This window comes from Shewanella acanthi (assembly GCF_019457475.1).
Taxonomy (GTDB): Bacteria; Pseudomonadota; Gammaproteobacteria; order Enterobacterales; family Shewanellaceae; genus Shewanella; species Shewanella acanthi.
On sequence record NZ_CP080413.1, the window covers coordinates 1,621,666 to 1,641,463 of the forward strand.

At 48.3% G+C, this 19,798-nt stretch carries 16 protein-coding genes; 10 read left to right on the top strand and 6 right to left on the bottom strand.

What is annotated here, in order from left to right:
* Positions 1 to 131: 131 nt before the first annotated feature.
* On the bottom strand, positions 132 to 1,034 hold the full coding sequence (locus K0H61_RS07230) for a LysR family transcriptional regulator (protein ID WP_220052016.1): 903 nt from the start codon (positions 1,032 to 1,034) through the stop codon (positions 132 to 134).
* A gap of 194 nt (positions 1,035 to 1,228) precedes the next feature.
* Here K0H61_RS07230 and K0H61_RS07235 point away from each other — a divergent pair, with 194 nt between their 5' ends.
* Entirely contained in the window at positions 1,229 to 1,708 is a 480-nt protein-coding gene (locus tag K0H61_RS07235; protein ID WP_220052017.1) for a DoxX family protein, read from the top strand.
* A 95-nt stretch (positions 1,709 to 1,803) separates the two neighbouring features.
* Positions 1,804 to 2,619: a DODA-type extradiol aromatic ring-opening family dioxygenase gene (locus tag K0H61_RS07240; RefSeq protein WP_220052018.1), complete on the top strand. Its 816-nt coding sequence runs from the start codon at positions 1,804 to 1,806 to the stop codon at positions 2,617 to 2,619.
* Positions 2,620 to 2,754: 135 nt separating this feature from the next.
* Here the strand turns inward: K0H61_RS07240 and K0H61_RS07245 are convergent, their stop codons facing one another.
* Complete coding sequence (locus tag K0H61_RS07245; protein ID WP_220052019.1) at positions 2,755 to 3,630, bottom strand: 1,4-dihydroxy-2-naphthoate polyprenyltransferase; 876 nt, start codon at positions 3,628 to 3,630, stop codon at positions 2,755 to 2,757.
* Between the two features lie 407 nt (positions 3,631 to 4,037).
* Between K0H61_RS07245 and K0H61_RS07250 the strand changes: the two genes are divergently transcribed.
* The 3 genes from K0H61_RS07250 to K0H61_RS07260 all read left to right on the top strand — a co-directional run bounded on the left by K0H61_RS07250 (position 4,038) and on the right by K0H61_RS07260 (position 6,402).
* The gene (locus tag K0H61_RS07250) at positions 4,038 to 5,006 is read left to right on the top strand and encodes an SDR family NAD(P)-dependent oxidoreductase (protein WP_220052020.1); all 969 of its coding nucleotides are present in this window, start codon (positions 4,038 to 4,040) and stop codon (positions 5,004 to 5,006) included.
* A gap of 123 nt (positions 5,007 to 5,129) precedes the next feature.
* Entirely contained in the window at positions 5,130 to 5,996 is an 867-nt protein-coding gene (gene tesB, locus K0H61_RS07255; RefSeq protein ID WP_220052021.1) for an acyl-CoA thioesterase II, read from the top strand.
* 1 nt (position 5,997) lies between these two features.
* Entirely contained in the window at positions 5,998 to 6,402 is a 405-nt protein-coding gene (locus K0H61_RS07260) for a YbaY family lipoprotein (protein WP_220052022.1), read from the top strand.
* Between the two features lie 64 nt (positions 6,403 to 6,466).
* Here K0H61_RS07260 and K0H61_RS07265 read toward each other — a convergent pair whose 3' ends face one another.
* Entirely contained in the window at positions 6,467 to 7,348 is an 882-nt protein-coding gene (locus tag K0H61_RS07265; protein WP_220052023.1) for a LysR family transcriptional regulator, read from the bottom strand.
* A 141-nt stretch (positions 7,349 to 7,489) separates the two neighbouring features.
* Between K0H61_RS07265 and K0H61_RS07270 the strand changes: the two genes are divergently transcribed.
* The 3 genes from K0H61_RS07270 to K0H61_RS07280 all read left to right on the top strand — a co-directional run bounded on the left by K0H61_RS07270 (position 7,490) and on the right by K0H61_RS07280 (position 11,385).
* Entirely contained in the window at positions 7,490 to 8,731 is a 1,242-nt protein-coding gene (locus K0H61_RS07270; protein WP_220052024.1) for an MFS transporter, read from the top strand.
* 315 nt (positions 8,732 to 9,046) lie between these two features.
* Positions 9,047 to 9,664 carry an esterase/lipase family protein gene (locus tag K0H61_RS07275; protein WP_220052025.1) on the top strand — a complete coding sequence of 206 codons (618 nt, stop codon included), beginning with the start codon at positions 9,047 to 9,049 and terminating at the stop codon, positions 9,662 to 9,664.
* A gap of 167 nt (positions 9,665 to 9,831) precedes the next feature.
* Positions 9,832 to 11,385: an MATE family efflux transporter gene (locus K0H61_RS07280; protein ID WP_220052026.1), complete on the top strand. Its 1,554-nt coding sequence runs from the start codon at positions 9,832 to 9,834 to the stop codon at positions 11,383 to 11,385.
* A gap of 89 nt (positions 11,386 to 11,474) precedes the next feature.
* On the opposite strand, the gene K0H61_RS07285 is transcribed toward K0H61_RS07280, so the two are convergent.
* Positions 11,475 to 11,693: a DUF2986 domain-containing protein gene (locus tag K0H61_RS07285; RefSeq protein WP_220052027.1), complete on the bottom strand. Its 219-nt coding sequence runs from the start codon at positions 11,691 to 11,693 to the stop codon at positions 11,475 to 11,477.
* Between the two features lie 289 nt (positions 11,694 to 11,982).
* Between K0H61_RS07285 and yqfB the strand changes: the two genes are divergently transcribed.
* On the top strand, positions 11,983 to 12,288 hold the full coding sequence (gene yqfB, locus K0H61_RS07290; RefSeq protein WP_220052555.1) for a N(4)-acetylcytidine aminohydrolase: 306 nt from the start codon (positions 11,983 to 11,985) through the stop codon (positions 12,286 to 12,288).
* A gap of 12 nt (positions 12,289 to 12,300) precedes the next feature.
* Positions 12,301 to 13,380 carry a hypothetical protein gene (locus K0H61_RS07295; RefSeq protein WP_220052028.1) on the top strand — a complete coding sequence of 360 codons (1,080 nt, stop codon included), beginning with the start codon at positions 12,301 to 12,303 and terminating at the stop codon, positions 13,378 to 13,380.
* A gap of 69 nt (positions 13,381 to 13,449) precedes the next feature.
* Here the strand turns inward: K0H61_RS07295 and K0H61_RS07300 are convergent, their stop codons facing one another.
* Together K0H61_RS07300 and K0H61_RS07305 are read right to left on the bottom strand one after the other, a co-directional pair.
* Positions 13,450 to 16,500 carry an efflux RND transporter permease subunit gene (locus K0H61_RS07300; RefSeq protein WP_220052029.1) on the bottom strand — a complete coding sequence of 1,017 codons (3,051 nt, stop codon included), beginning with the start codon at positions 16,498 to 16,500 and terminating at the stop codon, positions 13,450 to 13,452.
* Positions 16,497 to 19,793, bottom strand: a complete 3,297-nt coding sequence (locus K0H61_RS07305; protein WP_258406024.1) for an efflux RND transporter permease subunit — start codon at positions 19,791 to 19,793, stop codon at positions 16,497 to 16,499. Before K0H61_RS07305 ends, K0H61_RS07300 begins: the two co-directional genes overlap by 4 nt.
* Positions 19,794 to 19,798 lie beyond the last annotated feature (5 nt).

A 19,798-nucleotide genomic window follows, 5' to 3' on the forward strand; every position in this document is an offset into this window, starting at 1 on the left:
AATTAAGTGTGCAATTTTCGTGTATTGTATGACAAATAAATATTGTTAAGTGATAAGTCATTTATTACTTGAAGACAGAATTAATCTGTGAATAAAGCGTATTCAAGTTCAGCTTATTGATTTATTTCAGATTAAGTGTGTTTTTGTGTCGATGGGAATTCCACTAATTGTTGCCACAGCGCTTCGGCAACGGGACCAAGGGGAGAGTGGGGATTACGCATTACATAGTAGTTCAGTCGGATTTGGTTTTGGCGCTCGCGTAGTTCTAATGCCTTCAAATGCCCCTGTGATAGGCTATCTTCGATCATGTAGCGGGGTAATTTTCCCCAGCCCATACCGCTTTGAATAAGCATTTTTTTAGTATAAAAGTCATTGACGTACCATTTTCGTTGGCCATCCTGTACTCCGAACTCAATATTGGCGGTGCCAGCGCCCGTATCTTGAATCACGATTTGGTATTCGTTGACGAGTTCTCTTGCATCCGAAAGATCGGGGTGGCGTTCAAGCAAACGCGGGGCAGCGACATCCAATAAGTTGCCTGAAAATAGATAAGCCGATTCAACATGGCTTGCGCGTATCGGTTCGATTCCGCCGGCGGAGATGGCGATATCGGCTTTATCTGTCTGTAGGGATTCGAGCGCACCGGTTAAAAACTCCTGCTTGAGAATGATTTGGGTATAGGGGAATTCGTTTTGGGTACGCTCAAGAATGGGCAAGATGCGGGCAAGGTTAAAGGATGCTTCAAAGGCGAGGGTAACACTGGCTTCATTGCCCCGAGCTAAGTGTTTGGCGACTTGGCGCATTTCCTGGGCTTCGTTGAGTACTCGTTTGGCGTATTGCAGGAGTTTGTGGCCAGGCTCAGTCAATACTAGCCGATAACCTTGCCTGTCAAAGAGCACGATATCGAGTTGGCTTTCTAGCTGCTTAATTCCTTGGCTGATCGCGGGCTGAGTCTTATGCAACTTATCGCTTGCTGCCTTAAGTGAACCCGAAAGGGCAACGGATTTAAACATTTGCAACTGATCTAAGGTCACTTACCTTCTCTCCTATCCTTCATCGATGATTCACTACTCAACATATAAATTTTTAGTTTATGAGTTGTTAGATATTATTCGATATTAATTTAACTTTAGTCGGTGGATAATCTTGACTCGCCAGGGTGATAGTCATCATAAGATGCTACTGGGCATGTGAAATTTTAATGAGTCAAAAGTATGTGGAGGCGGTTATGGCGGCGTTTAATCCTTGTTTTACAAAAATCAAAGATGGGCAAGGTTTGTCTACAAAGGATCCGCAACAACTGTACCTTTGCGCCCACACCCTAAATCGCGCGGCAGCTGTTATAACGCTTGCCATCAGCATCGTATTTTTTATTTCAGGAATGGGTAAATTGCTGAGTCTGCCGTTTTTCCACGTGCCTTTTACCCTAATGAATTTGCCGACGGGTTTTGGCTATGTCGTGGGGCTCGTTGAAGTGGTTGCCGCATTCGGACTTGGATTTAGGGATTATCGAGTGGTGTCGGCTAGTGCGCTGTTAGCCATCATGATGGGTGCACTTTATTACCACTTTAGTTATGAAACCGCATTTCAGGCCGTTCCAGCACTCACCCTTTCGGCGGTGTTATTTTTGATCATTAAGTTAGATGAAACCGTCGATAAAATGGTGCGGTTTCAACAGCAGTTATTACAATCAGCCCTAGGTTCTTAGATGATGGCACTGATCATGTAAAGCACTGATCGCATCTCAATGCTGCTCAGTATGATGTTTACCCACAATAACGATAAAGCCTTAGGTGATATGTGATGTCAGCTACCGATAACAATTTAATGCCAGTGCTGTTTGTACCCCATGGCGGCGGGCCTTTACCCCTGCTCAATGATGCAAACCATGATGAGCTACGGGCATTTTTAACTGAAATGCCAGAGGTTTTGCCTACACCTAAGGCGATTGTGCTTATTACCGCCCATTGGGAGGAGGCCGAATTTACTGTCTCTTCTAATCCTGCGCCTGGAATGATTTACGATTATTACGGATTTCCGCCCGAGTCTTACACGCTGACCTATCCAGCTCAAGGTGATCCAGCATTAGCCACGACAATCGCCGAGTTAGTGGCAGCAAAGGGCATCGCGGTTAAGTTGGACAATGAGCGAGGCTTTGACCATGGCACCTTTGTGCCTTTGAAACTCATGTATCCCGAGGCTAGTATTCCCGTTGTGCAAGTGTCGCTGGTACAGGGATTAGATCCTAAAACCCATATCGCCATTGGCGAGGCGCTATCGCCACTTCGTGAGCAGGGCGTATTAATCGTGGGTTCGGGAATGTCTTTTCACAATATGCGGGGGTTTTTCTCGGGCGACAGTGCCGTGATTAGCCGCAGCCGTGCATTTGATAAATGGCTAACGGACAGCTTAATGGCTGACTCTGCGGCAATGACGCCAGCATTAAAGTTGAATGACTGGTCAAGGGCTCCAGAGGGGCGATACTGCCATCCAAGGGAAGAACATTTATTACCCCTGCTGGTGTGTTTTGGTGCAGCCCATGCGGGAAGCTCGAAAGTGCAGCATGTATTTAATGGCACGCTGTTTAATGCATGGATTTCTGGTTACCTGTGGCAATAATCCTTGCTTCTTTTAGTCACGGGCGATGATGTGACAACGCAAAATGTGATGAGGCAAAAGAAAAGGTTCGTTCCAGTGAGTGGAGCGAACCTTTTTTATGGATGTGTGTATCTAATTTCGTATCGATGTGCGTGCTTAGGCGCTAAACACGAGTCCCACACTAAACAGGGCACTGAAAATCATCGTCAGTTTGGCGGTGCGCCCAAGGAGTGGGTTTAAGGCTTCGCCTGACTCCGCATAGAAATCGGCACTGAGTTTACGGGCGATAAGCAGCGACAGCCCCGCAAGCAGCACCGGAAGGCCCGGAAGAATGCCCAACAAAAATCCCGCAATCACTAATCCAAATGGCAGATAAATAAGAGCTTGATAGAGCACTTTAGCCTGCGCTTCACCGATGCGAACCGCCAGCGTATTTTTACCCGCTTGGGTATCAGTTTGGATATCGCGGGTGTTATTCACCAGCATGATAGCCGCATTAAATAGACCGATTGCGCAGCCCAATAGCCAAGCATCGAGTGTGGTTGCACCCGCTTGAAGATAGTAGCTGCCCACCACAGCAACGAGCCCAAAAAACACAAAGGCGGCCACTTCACCTAAACCGTGGGAGGCCAGTGGGTAGGGGCCTCCGCTGTACCCCAGGGCGCCAAGCATGGCTGCAGCCGCCAAAATGGCAATTGGCCAGCCACCGTGCAAAATCAAGTAAGAACCGACCGCAAGTGCTAAGAGTAGGCAAAGGGTCATGGCATTTCGCACCTTATGAGGCGGTATCATGCCACTTTGGGTGACTCGCACCGGCCCTATGCGTGCTTCGGTATCGATACCGTTTTTAAAATCAAAGTAATCGTTGGCAAGATTGACAGCAATTTGCAGTAAAACTGCGCACAACATTGAGGTCACTGCGACTAACCAACTAAAACTGTTAAGTTGGAGCGCAAGAATATTACCAATAAGCAGCGGGCCAATGGCTGCGGGTAAAGTGCGGGGTCTAATGGCTAAAATCCAGGGATTCATGGTGTCCTGTCGTTATCTGGGGAAGAAATCATCCTTTAAGCGGCTTGTTAGCATAACAAGATTTTGCATGAAAGTGAGCACTCTCTAATAAACGCATGTAGTAGAGTTTGAAATGACGCACAATTGTCAGGGACTTAGGGCGAAATTTTGTCGCCAAGGTCAAAGAAAATCTCCCTTGCCTGTGTTTTTATAGTTTAAATTCCATCCAAAAAATGGCGAGGAAAAGCACGCGGTTACCGCAGTAGGCTAAATCCATAATGTTATCCCTATTCAATTGAGGGTAATGAGGCAGATAGCTGGCTTCATCGCTACTGCGATTTCTAACAAGTGCGCAATTCACCTTCGTTTATTCGCTAAATCATTAAACGCTGGGTTTACTCGTTGCATCATCAAAAGGATTGATAGAGATGCGTTTCGATAATCAAGTCGCCTTAATCACTGGCGCTGGCGCTGGCATTGGGCGGGCCTATGCTATCATGCTGGCTGAGCGAGGAGCCAAACTCGTGCTTATCGATCAGCCCAAGATTGCTAGTAATGCTAACGCTAGTGTCACTCATGCTTGTGCAGTCACTATGCCTTATGGTGAAAAATGGCATGGGACCAATAATGAGTTACAGCAAACCTATGACACCTTAGTCAAATTGGGGGCTCAGTGCCGTTACTATGAGCTCGATGTGAGTCGAAATGATGACATAGATTGCATGCTTAATGACGTGTTCAAATATTGGCAGCGCGTTGATATCCTGATCAATAACGCTGGGGTGTATGGCGCACGTGCCTTCGAGCATATCAGCGACGCCGATTGGCAGCGTCAGTTCGATGTCGATGTCTTTGGCAGCTTTTACCTGACTCAAGCACTTTGGCCTGTGATGAAGTTACATGGCTACGGTCGTATTTTGATGACAACGGCGGTATCGGCGCTCTTTGGTGATTTGCATCAGGTTAAGTTAAGCGCGGCGAAAATGGCTCTGGTGGGTATGGTTAACAGTCTTGCTATGGAGGGAGAGTCCGCCAATATTCATGTGAATAGTTTATGCCCTGAGGCACTGACGGCGATGACGCGGGATCACCTTGCACCTGCGATTCAGCCGCTGTTTTCCTTCGAGACCCTGTGCGCCACAGCTGCTTTCTTAGTGAGTGAGGCCGCGCCCAATGGTCAGCATCTCTTGGCGGGGGCGGGCAGTGTGAGTCATGGCATGTTCACTGAGTTTCAGCCTATTTATTTTTCTGAGGGGCAATGCACGCCGGATAAGCTTGGCAAACTTTGGTCACAGCTCTACCGCGCTTTTCCTATCAACTTATATCAGAGCGGAGAAGATAAGGTGCTCGCTTGGGCAAAACAGAGTGCACATGAACACCATATTAAAATTAAATAAGTGCAATAGCGCTCGCGAATGACTTGTTCCACTTTGGAATAAACAATCTTGTGGCACTACTGGTCAGCCCTAGTCGAACTGAGTTACCCTTTAGCTTCAATGACTAATTTACAGTAGGACACTATGAGTCAGGTATTGGACGATCTCTTATCATTACTTTCCCTCGAACAGATTGAAAACGGTCTTTTCCGCGGTCAGAGTCAGGATTTAGGATTCGGTCACGTGTTTGGTGGCCAAGTGATGGGACAAGCCTTAAGTGCGGCAAAACAAACCGTTGCCGCTGACCGTCAGGTACATTCTCTGCATTCTTATTTTTTGCGTGCCGGCGATGAAAAGTTGCCAATCGTCTACGAAGTCGAAAATATGCGCGATGGCGGCAGTTTTAGTGCCAGACGGGTCCGTGCGATTCAAAAAGGGCGCCCCATTTTTTATATGACCTGTTCATTCCAAGCCCCAGAGCAGGGTTTTGAGCATCAAGCTGTGATGCCAGAAGTGCCAGGCCCGGAGGGGCTACTCAATCAAAACGAGCTGGCATTGACTCTTCGCGATAAAGTGCCAGCACGCATTCTTGAGAAGTTTATGGCCGATGCGCCAATTGAGATGCGCCTTGTTAATCCGCTGCATCCCTTCGCGCCGAAGGAAAAAGAACCCTACCGCTATGTGTGGCTGCGTGCTAATGGCACTATGCCAACCGATGCCCATATCCATGAATATCTACTTGCCTATGCCTCGGACTTTAATTTTTTGGTGACCTCAGCCCAGCCCCATGGCGTGTCGTTTTTAACGCCGGGTATGCGTATGGCGACTATTGATCATGCAATGTGGTTCCACCGACCGATTAATATGGGCGAGTGGCTGCTCTATAGCATTGATAGCCCTAATGCTAGTGGTGGCCGCGGGTTTGTGCGAGGACAATTTTTTAATCAGCAGGGGCAATTAGTGGCATCGACGACCCAAGAAGGGCTGATCCGTATGGTAAAAGGTAATTAATATGTTCATGAAAATTAGGTTATTTTTTTTGTTATCACTGATGACATTGGGGTTGAGCGCTTGTGTCACCGTCGAACCTGAACAACCTGTAGTGGTCAATGGTGCTGCAGGCTATTTAGAAAAGGTTTTGTTGCCACAGGGGAGTGAGATCACTATTGCAATCATTGATTTAAATACCCCTGGCGTGATTGTCGCTCAAAAGAGTTTTCAAATCGCGCGCGCTCCTGTGCCATTTAAATTTTTCCTGCCAGCTCAATCCATCGATAAGCGCATTAATTATGGCGTGGTTGCGATGATTAAATACCAGGATAGAGTGATTTTCCAAACCTATGACCGTTTCCCGGTGATCAATAACGGCAAATTCACCACCGAAGTGTTGATGAAAGCGGTAATGATCACTCCTTGAGTAAACTTCGGCCCTTTCGATGTTTGTCGAAAGGGCGATTTAAAGGCGATAGATGGCCATTTACTTAGCGATTTTTAATTAAAAACTCCACAAAGGCGCGGTCAGCCTGACTCACGGGGCGCTCTTTTTTCCAAGCAATATGCAGGTTTAAAAATACCGGCGGGTCGAAGGGTTTAGCGAGAATGTCATCCTTTTGGCTAATCGCCATTTCTAAGACCGTAGTGATGCCATATCCTTGGGACACAATCTGTTTTATCAAGTTAATCAGATTTGTTTCAAAGCCAATATTCGGCTTAATGCCAAGCTCCTTCGCCTGTGACAAAATCCATTCACGGTGAAAATAGCCCGTCTTGAACATCACTAATTCGTGGTTGAAAAAGTCTGTAAGGGTTACCGAAGGCTGGTCTGCCAAGGGATGCTCTGTTCCCATGGCAATCACGACTTGTTCGCGGATAAGTAGCTGACTATCAAAATCATTTTGTAGGTCCTGCGCCGTGATAATGGCGATATCCACTTCTTCCTGTTGCAACATCCGCAGCGCATCCCGTGTACCGCCCTCAAATAGCGACAGTTTTAATTCGGGATAGTGGTGGCGAAAGGCCATCAAGCGTGAGGGTAAGTAGAATGAACCTAACATGCCTGGCACGGCAATGCGCACTTCGCCGGAGGTGAGGTTAGCCATGGCGCGAATTTGCGCCTCGGCTTGTTTGATTTGTTTTAGGATTTGCATTGCGTGTTGGTGCAGTACTAGGCCTTCGGCAGTCAGCGCAAGTAATTTATCGTTTTTATTACTGGTGCGATTAATAAGCGTTACTCCTAAAGCCTGTTCGAGCCTTTTGATACTTTGGCTTAGGGCAGGTTGTGCCATATTGAGCTTTTTGGCCGCAGCAGTAAAACTGCCCGTGTTGGCAAGCGCGTCTAAGTGCTTGAGTTGGCGAATATCCATGGCTGTGACCCATACTCTGATATCAACGAATTAGCTGTATAACAAAAATCAATAATATCGATATAAATTATCTATTATTGTTATGTTATGCCCGGTGCTAACCTTTGTCTATCCAGTGATTGCCACGTTTTAGAGGCGAATGTGCAAGCCGTGTTAGATACCATTATTGATACTAAGCAAAGAGATAGCAGATTAACTTGGGCCCTGTGTGTGGCGTCGGTGGTGGTGTATATGAATCTGTATCTGATGCAGGGTATGTTGCCGCTGATCGCGGAATATTTTTCTGTAACAGGCTCGAAAGCGACGCTTATCCTTTCGGCAACCAGTTTTTCCTTGGCGTTTTCGCTACTGATTTACGCCATCGTTTCTGACCGAATCGGCCGCCATACACCGATTGTCGTTAGCCTGTGGCTGTTAGCCTTGTCTAACCTACTTTTGATTTGGGTGGGGGATTTTACCGCGCTGCTGGCGGTACGGTTACTGCAGGGCGTGTTGCTCGCAGCGGTGCCTGCCATTGCCATGGCCTATTTTAAGGAGCAGTTATCGCCGAGCATTTTGCTTAAGGCGGCGGGTATCTACATTATGGCCAACAGCATTGGTGGCATTATCGGTCGGCTGTTTGGCGGTTTGATGTCCCAGTATCTGACATGGCAGGAGTCCATGTGGCTAATGTTTTTAGTCACCCTTGCAGGCGTTGCACTGAGTCACTATTTATTGCCTTCGGGGGCGGTAAAGGCCTTTAGCCGTGAAACGACCGCTGTGTCTAAACGTTCGCGTTTACTGCAGGATTTTTATGGTTTTAGTCATCATCTTACCGATCCGCAAATGCGCTTAGCCTACGCCATCGGCGGCATCACCTTTATGATGATGGTGAATCAATTTAGCTTTATCCAGCTGCATTTGATGGCCGAGCCCTATAGCTGGACACGTTTTCAGGCGACCTTGATCTTCTTGTGTTATTCCAGCGGCACTGTGGCCTCCTACTTTACCGCCAAATGGTTGGCTCGTTTTGGCCAACATAAGCTGTATCAATGGTCTTGGTGCTTAATGTTATGCGGCAGTTTGTTAACCCTACTCGATACCACACTGGCGATTAGCATCGGCTTTTTGATGACGGCCTGCGGTTTCTTCTTGACCCATAGCTGCTGCAACTCCTTCGTTGCCATGCGCGCCAGCCGTGACCGCGCTAAGGCAACGGCACTTTACCTCTGCTGTTATTACCTAGGCGCTGCCCTTGGTGGCCCTTATTTGATGCTATTTTGGCATGAGGCGGAATGGCCGGGGGTCGTGGTTGGTTCAATCAGTCTGCTGGCAGTTATTGCCTTGGCTATTATTCGCTTAAGGTACCATCAGATGCAGATGAAAACCGTAGTGGTACCTTAGGAATTGAATTTGCGTCGAGTTAGGAGTGAGAGCCAACCAGTGTGTTGGCTTTTTCATGTTACTTCAACCCCGCCAAGCTAGGGCGATAGAATTGCAATGCCTGACGAATATCGTTAAATCAAGAAAGCTGGCTGTTCTAGGCAATATTTAATCGAAACGCTTATCGACTTTTAATTTGAGGATATGGTTTTAAATGGGCTAAGCCTATTGATAGCTTACAAGCATCATTATCCTGCCCATACTGACATGGTGTAATGGGGCTTGTCTCTGTACTGGAAAGGAAAGTTAGATGTTTTAATGACAATTGGGGGAAAGATGAACGTACTCTTTGTTCATGGCATGGGTCGCTCGCCTCTCTCGGGTTGGCCGCTTATGTACCAGCTTGAGCAGGCGGGATGTCATACCCAAAGTTTTGGCTATTTGGTTTGTATCGAGCCCTTTAGTTCGATTCAGGCAAGGCTTGAAAAGCGCATTTGCGAACTTGCCTCATTTGGCCCTTATATTCTTGTTGGACACTCCTTGGGTGGAGTGTTAATCAGAGCCGCCTTAGGCAGATTGCAGCAAGATATGATCCCCGCCCCCGAACATGTGTTTCTGCTGGGTTCGCCGATAATGCCTTCGCGATTGGCACAAAAACTTTCGCCCAATATATTGTTTCGAACCCTCACCCGTGACTGTGGGCAGATGCTCGCCTCAAGCGAGCGCATGGCGGCGGTGGGTGCCATCGTATATCCCACCACCAGTATTGTGGGCGTGATGGGAATTTCGTGGAAACAGGGTCCATTTCATGGGGACGAAAATGATGGGGTGGTGTCTGTATCAGAGGTGAGTGCCGATTGGTTAACCGATGAAGTCAAGCTGCCCATAGTTCACAGCTTTTTGCCCTCCAGTAAGCAGGTTGCGGGAGTGATTTTAGCGCGCTTGCATATGTAAGGCGTGATGCTCAAAAAACGTGATGATAAATTCGCAGACATTCGGTTAATCCTTGTTATCATAAACAAAGCTGCATAAATGCCTTATCGTTAAAGCAGCATGCCAGTCACCTATAACAAGTTTGTCTATACCAGCCATCTATACCAAGGAAGAGGTTACACCTAACAATGACGCCAGCTAAGTTTGTTGAAGGTTCGATTCTGCGCCATATCCTAGTGATGAGTTCGACCGCCGCAGTGGGGATTTCTGCGCTGTTCGTGGTTGATTTGCTCGATATCTTTTTCTTAAGCCTCTTAGGTGAACATGAACTCGCCGCTGCTGTGGGTTATGCGGGCAGTATCTCCTTTTTCACTACATCGATTGGGATTGGATTATCAATTGCCTTGGGGGCATTAGTGTCTCGCTCGATTGGCGCTAAGGATGTGACTCTCGCCAAGCGATTACTGTTAAACAGCGCCGCCGTAACGACCATCATTAGCGTGTTGGTGAGTATCATAGTGACCTGTTTTATTCCTGAGTTGTTAACCCTAGTGGGGGCGAGTGGCCATACGGCTGAACTTGCCGCAAGTTATCTGTATATTTTGGTGCCATCTTTACCCTTTATTTGCCTTGCTATGGCACTGGGTGGCGCGCTGCGTGCAGTCGGGGATGCCAAACTTTCGATGATGTCGACACTCGCTGGTGGCGCGGTAAATGCGATTCTCGATCCGATTTTTATCTTCCTCCTTGCCATGGGGATTGAGGGCGCGGCACTCGCCTCAGTATTGGCGAGGGTGACAGTGTTTATCATTGCCGGACGTGGGGTGGTGGTAAAACATCAGTTATTAGGACAATTTAATTTTGCGCACTTTAAAGCCGATTTAAAACCTATCTTTGCCATCGCAGGCCCTGCGATGTTGACCAATATCGCGACCCCTGTCGGCAACGCCTTTGTGACCCGCGCTATCGCCGATTTTGGTGATGCCTTCGTGGCGGGCTGGGCGGTATTAGGGCGGTTAATTCCGGTCACTTTTGGGATGATTTTCGCCCTGTCGGGGGCAATTGGCCCCATCGTTGGCCAAAACTTTGGTGCGCAGCGCTTCGATAGGGTAAAGGAGAGCCTGACTAAGGCCATCGGATTTTGTAGCATCTATGTGGTGAGCATGTCCTTGGTGCTGTTTCTGCTTAAATCCCAAGTGGTGAGCCTGTTTGATATGAAAGGCGATAGCGCCGCGCTCATTGAGTTTTTCTGCAGCTATATCGCGGTATTTTTTGCCTTTTCGGGCATTTTGTTTGTCGCGAATGCTTCCTTTAATAATCTGGGTAAGGCCAAGTATTCAACCCTATTTAATGTGGGTAAGGCGACCATTGGTACTGTGCCCTTTGTGTATTTTGGGGCGCAGTGGGGCGGTGTTTATGGGGTGTTAATTGGCCAAGTGCTGGGCTCGATTGTGTTTGGGGTTTTAGGTGTGTGGGTGGCTTACCGTTTGGTGGATAAGGTAGCTGCGAGGGCCGTAAGCGAGCAGCAGACGTCGGCAGAGTTGACTGATCCCAAGGCCAAATGTCAGCAATTACTTGACGGAAATGAGGACGAGATTGCCGAGTGCCTAGGCCAGAATATGCCGACGGCGACCAGTCCGTTATCCTCTTCCCAAGCTCAAATGGGGCAAATGACCGAGGAGCAGGAATGTGAGGCGGCAAACCCGATTGAATTTGATAAGGGGAAAACCCAAGGCGTATAGATTAGGGGCTGGCGTGATGCCGTGCAGTCAGAGGACGTTCAAAACCAGCTGTTAATGAACGCCAAGTTGACTAAAGCCAGCCTAGTCGATCATTCGGCTGCGGTTGCTGGAGTAGCTTCAGTCGTCGCTTCAGCTTGAGTACTTTCTTCATGAGTACTTTCGCCCGCTAATTCAGCAGCTTCTAAACGCGCACGCTCAGCCTTAGAAATGTACTTGGCTTTGGCGCCAACTTTTGGTTTCTCAATCTTGTTTTGCTTGGCTTTTTCGCGTTTAGCCATTTTCTTAACGATTTTTTGCTTCTTGTTCATAACATCTCTAATTCTGTTTACGCTCGCCAAGACAAGCGCCTAGTGATTAAATCCTGCTATTCAATCTTTCAAACAGGGCCTAATCTTTTACACAAGTGAGGATGGATTCTACCCTAAAACTGAAAAATCCTCCATGTTTACTCATTCCACTTGATGGTCAGTAAAAGACGGGCAAAAAGTTGCCATTATCCCCCCTGAATCACTGTTTTATTTGTTAATTAATCGTTATATTGCAATCGGATTATGACTTGTTTATTCAAGATGTTAGGGTGCAGATTTGTTAAGTAAAATGACCTTCTTCGAGCGCTTTGAAACGGACATTCTTAGCGGCGCAAAAACCATTACGCTGCGGGATGAGGCTGAATCCTCTTTCGAGGCTGGGCAGATAGTCGCTGTCTCGACCTTTGAAGATGACCGCTGGTTTTGTGATATCGAAATCCTTTCAGTCACACCGCTTAAGTTTTATGAGCTAAATGATGAACATGCACAGCAGGAAAATATGAGCTTAGCCGAGCTGCACCAAGTGATAAGCGAGATTTATCCAAAAGTTGAACAACTCTTTTTGATCCAATTTTACGTCACTAAAAAACAATAATAAGGAAATGAAATGAAGAAGGCGGTACTTGCGCTAATGACTGCGAGTGTCTTGTCAGGCTGTGCTATGACACCCTACAAAAAGAACCTTGAAACCCAAGAGCAATCGAAGTTCGACAATGCAAAATTGGTAGTTGATCTATCGAATAAACAATTAGGTGCGCAATACAACGTATTCACAAGTGCTCCTGGGACTTTAGGTGCAGCAGGGGTTGCAGGTGGGGCGCTTGGTGGTTTGATTGTGGGGTTAACAGAAGCCGCGGTAAACGAATCCAGGGAAACGGATGCCGAAGAGGCGATTGGGCAAATTCGTCAATTGTTAGCTGATGATACGCTGCAAAAAGCCTATGAACATCAATATCAAATGCTGATCACTACTTTGCCGCAACTCGCTGACAATACTGTTAAAGTTTATCAGGAGCCTCCTGTTAAGGGAGTTAAAGGTTTAGGACTGGGTGCGCAAGACACCGCATTGATCTTGACGCCTGAATATAGCTTAACGCCCGATAACACTATGCTGCATGTGATGTTACAGGTGCAATTATATCAAGGTGCAGACGTCAGGGAAAAGCCAAAGTTACTGTATCAAAATCGCTTTTTATACCAATCTAAGGGCAATGCCTACGTAGATAACGCTCGCTCAGACGATGAAAAGCAGGCCTACATTGAGCAAGTCAATGCGAAGTATGCGACGTTATCGAAGGATGATCGCGAGCGTTTAAAGCAAATTAAAAAGCGCAATAGAGAGTTAGCCGCAGTGGATAAGCCATTGGATGAGGCCAGCCTTGCCGCTAAACAGGCAAAAATATGGTTAGCAGAGGATGGCAAGTTACTTCGCCAATATATTGAGGAGGGAATGCAAGAAGTATTTAGCATGCTGGCCTATGATATTGAGGAGCAGACTGATTTTACTCAGGGAAAAGTATTTCCTATGCCATTTAGATCCTTTTCTACCTTAGCAGGTGAACGACGTTGGTATCGTTTAGCCGAAGACCCATTTACGGGCATTTTGTTATCATTAAATGGAACCGATGTGTTTAGGGGGGCTAAAACTGCCCAAGGTAAAGTCATGGTGGTGCCGCTAAGGCAGTAATAGTTAAAATAAAAAAGGCTGCAATGCAGCCTTTTTTATGTCCAATCTTTTTATGACTGGTTCAGGGTATTATACCGTCCAAGGTAATAGCTTTTGGGCGATACGGTTAGACTCACCTAGGCGAATTGCGGCGCGGTGACGCATGCGATAGAAGGCTTGATAACATAGCGGGACTAAGTAAAGGCTCGTCACGGTTGAGAATGACAGGCCGCCAATGATCGCAATTGCCATTGGCGAGTACGGGGGGCCGCCACCACCGATTTGAGTATCGCCCATTGCCAGCGGCACTAAACCTAACACTGTGGTGCCGACGGTCATCAGTACGGGGCGCAGGCGAGTGATACACACCTCGCGAATGGTCTGCGATAACTTATCCAAATCGGGCGTCATCTGATTGATTTGGTCAACCAGTACAATCCCGTTATTCACAACAATCCCCATCAAAATCAGGATACCAATCATCGCCATCACAGATATCGGTGTGCCTGTGAGTAGAAGTGCCCAAAATACTCCGGTGATTGAAAACAGAATGGAAGTGATAATCGCCGTAGGCAGTAACAGTGACTCAAACAACGCCGCCATCACGATATAAATCATCGCAATCGCCAGCAGCATATTGATGGCCATCACGCTCTGATCTTCATCTTGACGCTCAAATCCCCCCCTCAGCGAATAGCCGTAACCCGCAGGAAAATGGACATTCTCCATCACTTGCTTGATCTTGGTTTGTGCCTCTTCGGTGGTCATATCTTCAAGGTTGGCGCCAATCGATAATGAGGTTTGGCGATTGTAATGTTTGATGGTATCAAAGCGCGGCTGAATATCGATTTTTGCCAGATTATCCAAGGTATAAACCCTCTCCTCAATCCGCACTATGGGCAGTTGCTTGAGCTTTTCGAGGGATTTTTGCCACGCTTTCTCGTAGGCCATTTCGATGCGCAGTTCACCATTAGGATCATGGCGGAATGAGCGAAGTGGCGAGCCACGAAGTGCCATCGAAATGCTTGAGGCAACCTCATTAAGTTTAAGGTCGAGCCTTGCAGCCATCTGTCTGTCGATACGAATAACGACTTCCTGCTGGGCGCCATTGAGCTCGGAGCGTACATCCTGTAAGCCCTTAATGTTTGTGAGCAGCGGAATAACTTGTTCACTTATCGTGATGAGTTCGGAGGTTGAGCGGCCCGTTAATGTGACACGCACCCCTGAGTTATCGTTACCCCAACCATATTGTGGCTTAGCAATGGAGAACTTAGGGAAGCCACTGCGAATGTCTTTTTTCAATTGGTCGAGCGGCATCGGTAGGTCTTTTTTTAGCAGAATCACCGACGATGCGTCATCGGGTGCGTAGTAGCTGTAGACAGAGTCGATATGGAATTTATCTTTATTACTATAGAGATAGGCTTCCATTTGGCTCACCATGGCTTCAGTCACATCCAGATGATGGCGACCCTGCACTTGGTAGTTGATGTAAATTCGCTCCTTGCTTTGACTATCCTCTTGATCCTGTTTAACGAGTTTAAGCGGCAGTACGGTTGAGGCCAATAACAGCAGCGCAATCACCCCAGAATGCCAAGGGTGAACCAACACCCATTCAAGACTTTGGTTGTAAATGCGCTGCAGTTTGCCGGGCTCCTTATCCGGTGTGATGTCGAAGTGGAACTTAGTCAACATCAATGGAATAAGCGTTTTAGCCACTAACAAGGATGCGGCGAGGGAAATACAAATCGCAATGGCCACATGTTCGAGGAAAATGGTCAGCTCAACTTTTACCCCGAAGATATTGGGTAAAAATACGATGGCGGTGGTTAACGTGCCTGCAAGTACCGCAATGCTCACCTTATCGACCCCTGCAATCACCGCACTGGCATTAGCCTGCTGCAAAGACTTGCCTTGTTTTTCCTGCAGCACGCTTTCAGTAACCACCACCGCATTGTCGATAAGCATACCAACGGCGAGCAAGAGGCCCATCATCGACAGGATATTGAGGCTATAACCCAGCAAATACATGCCCGCTAAGGTCATGCACAACGAGATAGGCACTGAGGACACCACAATCAAGGTCATCTTAAAGTTACGCAGGAACAGGTACAGCACCACAAAGGACAGTAGCGCCCCCATGAGGCCCGAAATTAGCAAATCGGACAGTGACGATTTTACCCCCGCCGACTGATCTTCCATGATAAACAGTCGGATACCTTGGAACTGCTGATCCTGTTTGGCAAGCTCAATCACTTTCAGAACCCGGTCGGACACTTCCACTAGGTTAGCGCCCGATTCCTTAAACACATCTAGACCCACGGCGTAGTGCTGATCCAGATGGCGACCTTCGCCGCGCTCGGGCAGGGCATATTGCACATCGGCAATATCGCCAAGGGTGAGGCCTGGAAGCAGAACCAGTGCGTTTATATCCTCAAGGTTTCTAAATTCCCCCTTGGGCGAGACTTGGTACACTAGATTGTTAGAACGCAGTGTGCCTGCGCTAATCACAAAGTTCTCCCGAGTGAGACGGCTTTGCAGATCAGTTGCTGAATAACCACTGGCGGCAAGGCGATTGGCATTGATGCGCACCTCAATTTGCTTTTGCTCAACGCCGTAAAGATTGACCTTAGAGACGCCCTCAACCCGCTCTAACGGATGCTTTAGCTGCTTGTCGAGTAAATCGAAGGCGCCAGAAAGTTCGCGATCGCTCGAGATACGAATGGTGAGAACTGGCATATCGGCGGTGGAGAATTGGCGGATAAACACTCGCTCAACATCCTTGGGTAATAGATGGCGCACCGCATCAATTTTTTCTCGCGCTTCTAGGCTTTTAGTGGCGACGTTTTCGCCCCATTTCATGTTGATCTCGATTTCCGAACCTTCCTGGGAAGATTCGGATTCGAGTTCATCGATGCCGCCCATAGTAGCTAAGGACTCTTCGAGCACTTTGGTGATATCGCGCTCAACCTCGGCGGGGGTCGAGCCCTTATAGGGCACCTGCACCACGATTTGCGGTATATCGATACCGGGAAACATTTCCAGCGGCAGCATCCGGCTTGAGGCAAGACCAAACAACAGAATCGCCAGGAAAAACATGCTAGTGGTCACAGGCCTTTTTATGGCGAGATGGGTGAGGTTCATGGGCGAACCTCCGTAGCCACTTCAGTATCGACCGGCGTATCCTCGGGGTCTGCCGTGGTTACTAGGGGCTCACATTCCTTGCGGTCAAACTCCTTACGATCAAAAAGGGCATAGAGCACTGGGATCACAATGAGTGTTAGTAGGGTTGAAAGACTCAGGCCGAAGATAACCGTAATCGCCATAGGCGCGCGTACCTCAGAACCATCGCCCAGCCCCAGTGCCATAGGTAATAGGCCAAGGGTGGTGGTGAGGGTCGTCATCATAATGGGGCGCAGGCGCGATTTTGCCGCAACACGAATTGCCTCAATCTTTTCGACCCCTTCGGCGCGCAGTTGATTAATCCTATCAACCAGCACAATGGCGTTGTTCACCACAATCCCAGCCAACATGATAAGCCCGATAAACACCACCACACTTAAATGGGTTTGAGTGATAAAAAGTCCGAGCACGCTGCCCGCGAGCGCCATAGGTACGGCAACTAGGATGAGCAGTGGATGTAGCAGGGATTCGAACTGACTTGCCATCACTAAGTAAACGAGGAATACCGCCAAAACGAGGGCGATTTTCAAAGAGTCGAAGGAATGCTCCATCTCCTCGTTTTGACCACCAAATCGTGCCTGTACCGAAGCGGGAAGTACTTGCTGGGCGAGGATTTTTTCAGCCTCAGCCACACCATCGCTCAAATCACCGTAGGCGAGGTTTGCCGAAACCAGCGCAACCCGTTGCTGGCTAATACGGTTGATTGCCGATGGGCCTAATTGCAGTGAGACTTCGGCCACCGCGCTCAGGGCTATCGGCTGGGCACTGTCTGGGTTGATGATGAGTGCATCGATATCACTGATTTGGTCGCGCTCAGTCAGTTCACTGCGCACCAAAATATCAATCTTGCGGTCACGCACCGTATATTGGCTTGCGACAGTGCCACCTACGCGCTGGGCGATACGATTGGCGACCGTTGGCGCGTCCATCCCCAGCGCGGCAAGGCGGGCATGGTCGAAACGAATGCTGAGTTCTGGCTGACCATCACGCAAACTGGTATTCACATCGGCAAAGCGGTCGGAGTCGGACAGGGCTTTGACTAGGGTATCTGCGCTGCGTTTAAGCAGGCTTAAGTCGTAACCCGTAAGCTCAATCTCCAGCGGTGTTTTGAAGCTAAAGAGTTCTGGCTGCTCGATTTTTGCCTCAAGCTCAGGAATACGGCGAGCGGCGTCACGCAGCACTTGGGTGATTTGAGGGAACGCCGTGTGATCGTTGAGTAACACCTGTAACCGGCCCCAGTTTTCACCACCACGTGAGGTATCCGAGGTCATTAAGCCGCCGCTACCCGCTTGGCTGTAAGCGTGCTTCACTTCCGCTCTGTCTTTAATCGACATGGCAAGTTGTTGCAGCACTTTATCGGTCTCGCTTACTGCTGTGCCCGGTGGCAGGAGGATTTCAACGTAGAATTCCCCCTGATTCATCGGTGGAATAAGCTCCATGCCAAGGCGTGGCAGCAAGCTAATGCAGGAGAGCGTAATCCCCAGAGTCAGCAACAGGGTGGCGAACTGTTTTGCCAGCGCCTGGGCAAGTAGCTTGTGGTAGAGCCGCTCAATTGAGTGATAGACAAAGTTAAAGCCTGCACATAATGGGCGCATAACCAGACCCAGTAGCCATGATACGAAGCGACCGATGATTATGACTAGCGTCAGTAACAGGCTTGGCACATAGCTAAATAGCAGCAAAATGGGGAGAGAAAACACGGTGGCGCTGTAGTGTTTTAATTTGCCCATTTTAGTGGTCGGTTTATCCTTAGGCTGAGCTTTTATAAGCGCTGGCAGGGTATTAAAGCCTTCACGGGATGCCAGCATGGGGATAGAGGTGAGGGCAACAAGGAGTGATGCGAGCAAAGCAAAGGTGACGGTCAGGGCTTGATCTGAGAACAGAGCGCCAGCAATACCATCGACAAAGACTAAGGGGACAAATACCGCTAGGGTTGTCAGGGTCGAGGCAAAAATAGCGCCCGAGACTTCCTTAGTGCCCTTAACTGCAGCGTCGAGTTTACTCATGCCTTCACTGCGGCAGCGGTCAATGTTCTCGAGCACCACAATGGCGTTATCGACTAACAGACCAATGGCCAGCGCAATACCGCCCAGGGACATGATGTTTAAGCTGATTTCGGCAAAGTACATCATGTTAAAGGTCGCAATCACCGAAAAGGGGATGGAGATTGAGATAATAAGGGTCGGGATGATATTGCGCAGGAACAGGTATATCACCAGCATCGATAATATACTGCCCATGAGTGCCGATGAGGTAACTTCACTGACAGCGCTTTCGATAAACTCGGACTGATCGTAAATCACTTCTAATTTATTTTGCGCAGGGTCCTGATTGATTTTCGCCAGCTCGTCACGCAGCTTTTTTGCCACCGCGACTGTGTTGGCGTCGCCTTCCTTATAGATAGCCAGTTCAATGGATTCTTGACTGCCAATACGGGTGATGTCGCTACGTTCTTTAAAGGCATCGCTGATGGTCGCGACTTCAAATAGTCGCACTAGGGTTTGTCCTTCGCGGTAGACAATCACTTGTCCTAGTTCTTCCAAGGAGTTGAATTGGTTAAGGGTTCTGACTAAGTACTCGCGGTCACCCTGGATCACTTTACCGGCAGAGAGGTTAATGTTTTCCTCATTGATGCGCTTTTTAATGTCGTCGGCATTGAGGTTTAGTTGCGAGAGCTTTTGTTGATCGAGTTGAATATGGACTTCCTGTTCAAGGCCACCCGATAAACGCACGGCAGCAACGCCAGAGAGCGCTTCTAGGCGGCGCTTTAGCTCTTCTTCGGCGTAGGTACGCATCTGCTTAAGTTCGGTTTCAGATGCGTTGGGCACCGACAGCGCAAGACGCATAATAGGGTCAAGATTGGGGTTAAAGCGCAGTAAAAGCGGCTTTTTCACATCGAGTGGCAGGGTAATAGTGTCGAGTTTTTCGCGCACATCGAGACTCGCCATATCCATAGTGGTGCCCCATTCAAATTCAAGCACCACATCTGACATGCCAGAGCGTGAAATCGAGCTGATTTTACGTAGGCCTTTGACGACGCCAACGGCTTCTTCAATGGGTTTGGAGACTAACTGTTCTACTTCAACGGGCGCCGCGCCCTCATACTGAGTACGAATGGTGAGGGTGGGGTAACTTAAATCGGGCAGTAGCATCACGGCAAGGCGAGAAAATCCCACCATACCGAATAAAATTACTGCCAGCATGAACATCCAGACGGTGACAGGCCGTTTGACCGAGGTGCTAATCATCGACATGAAAG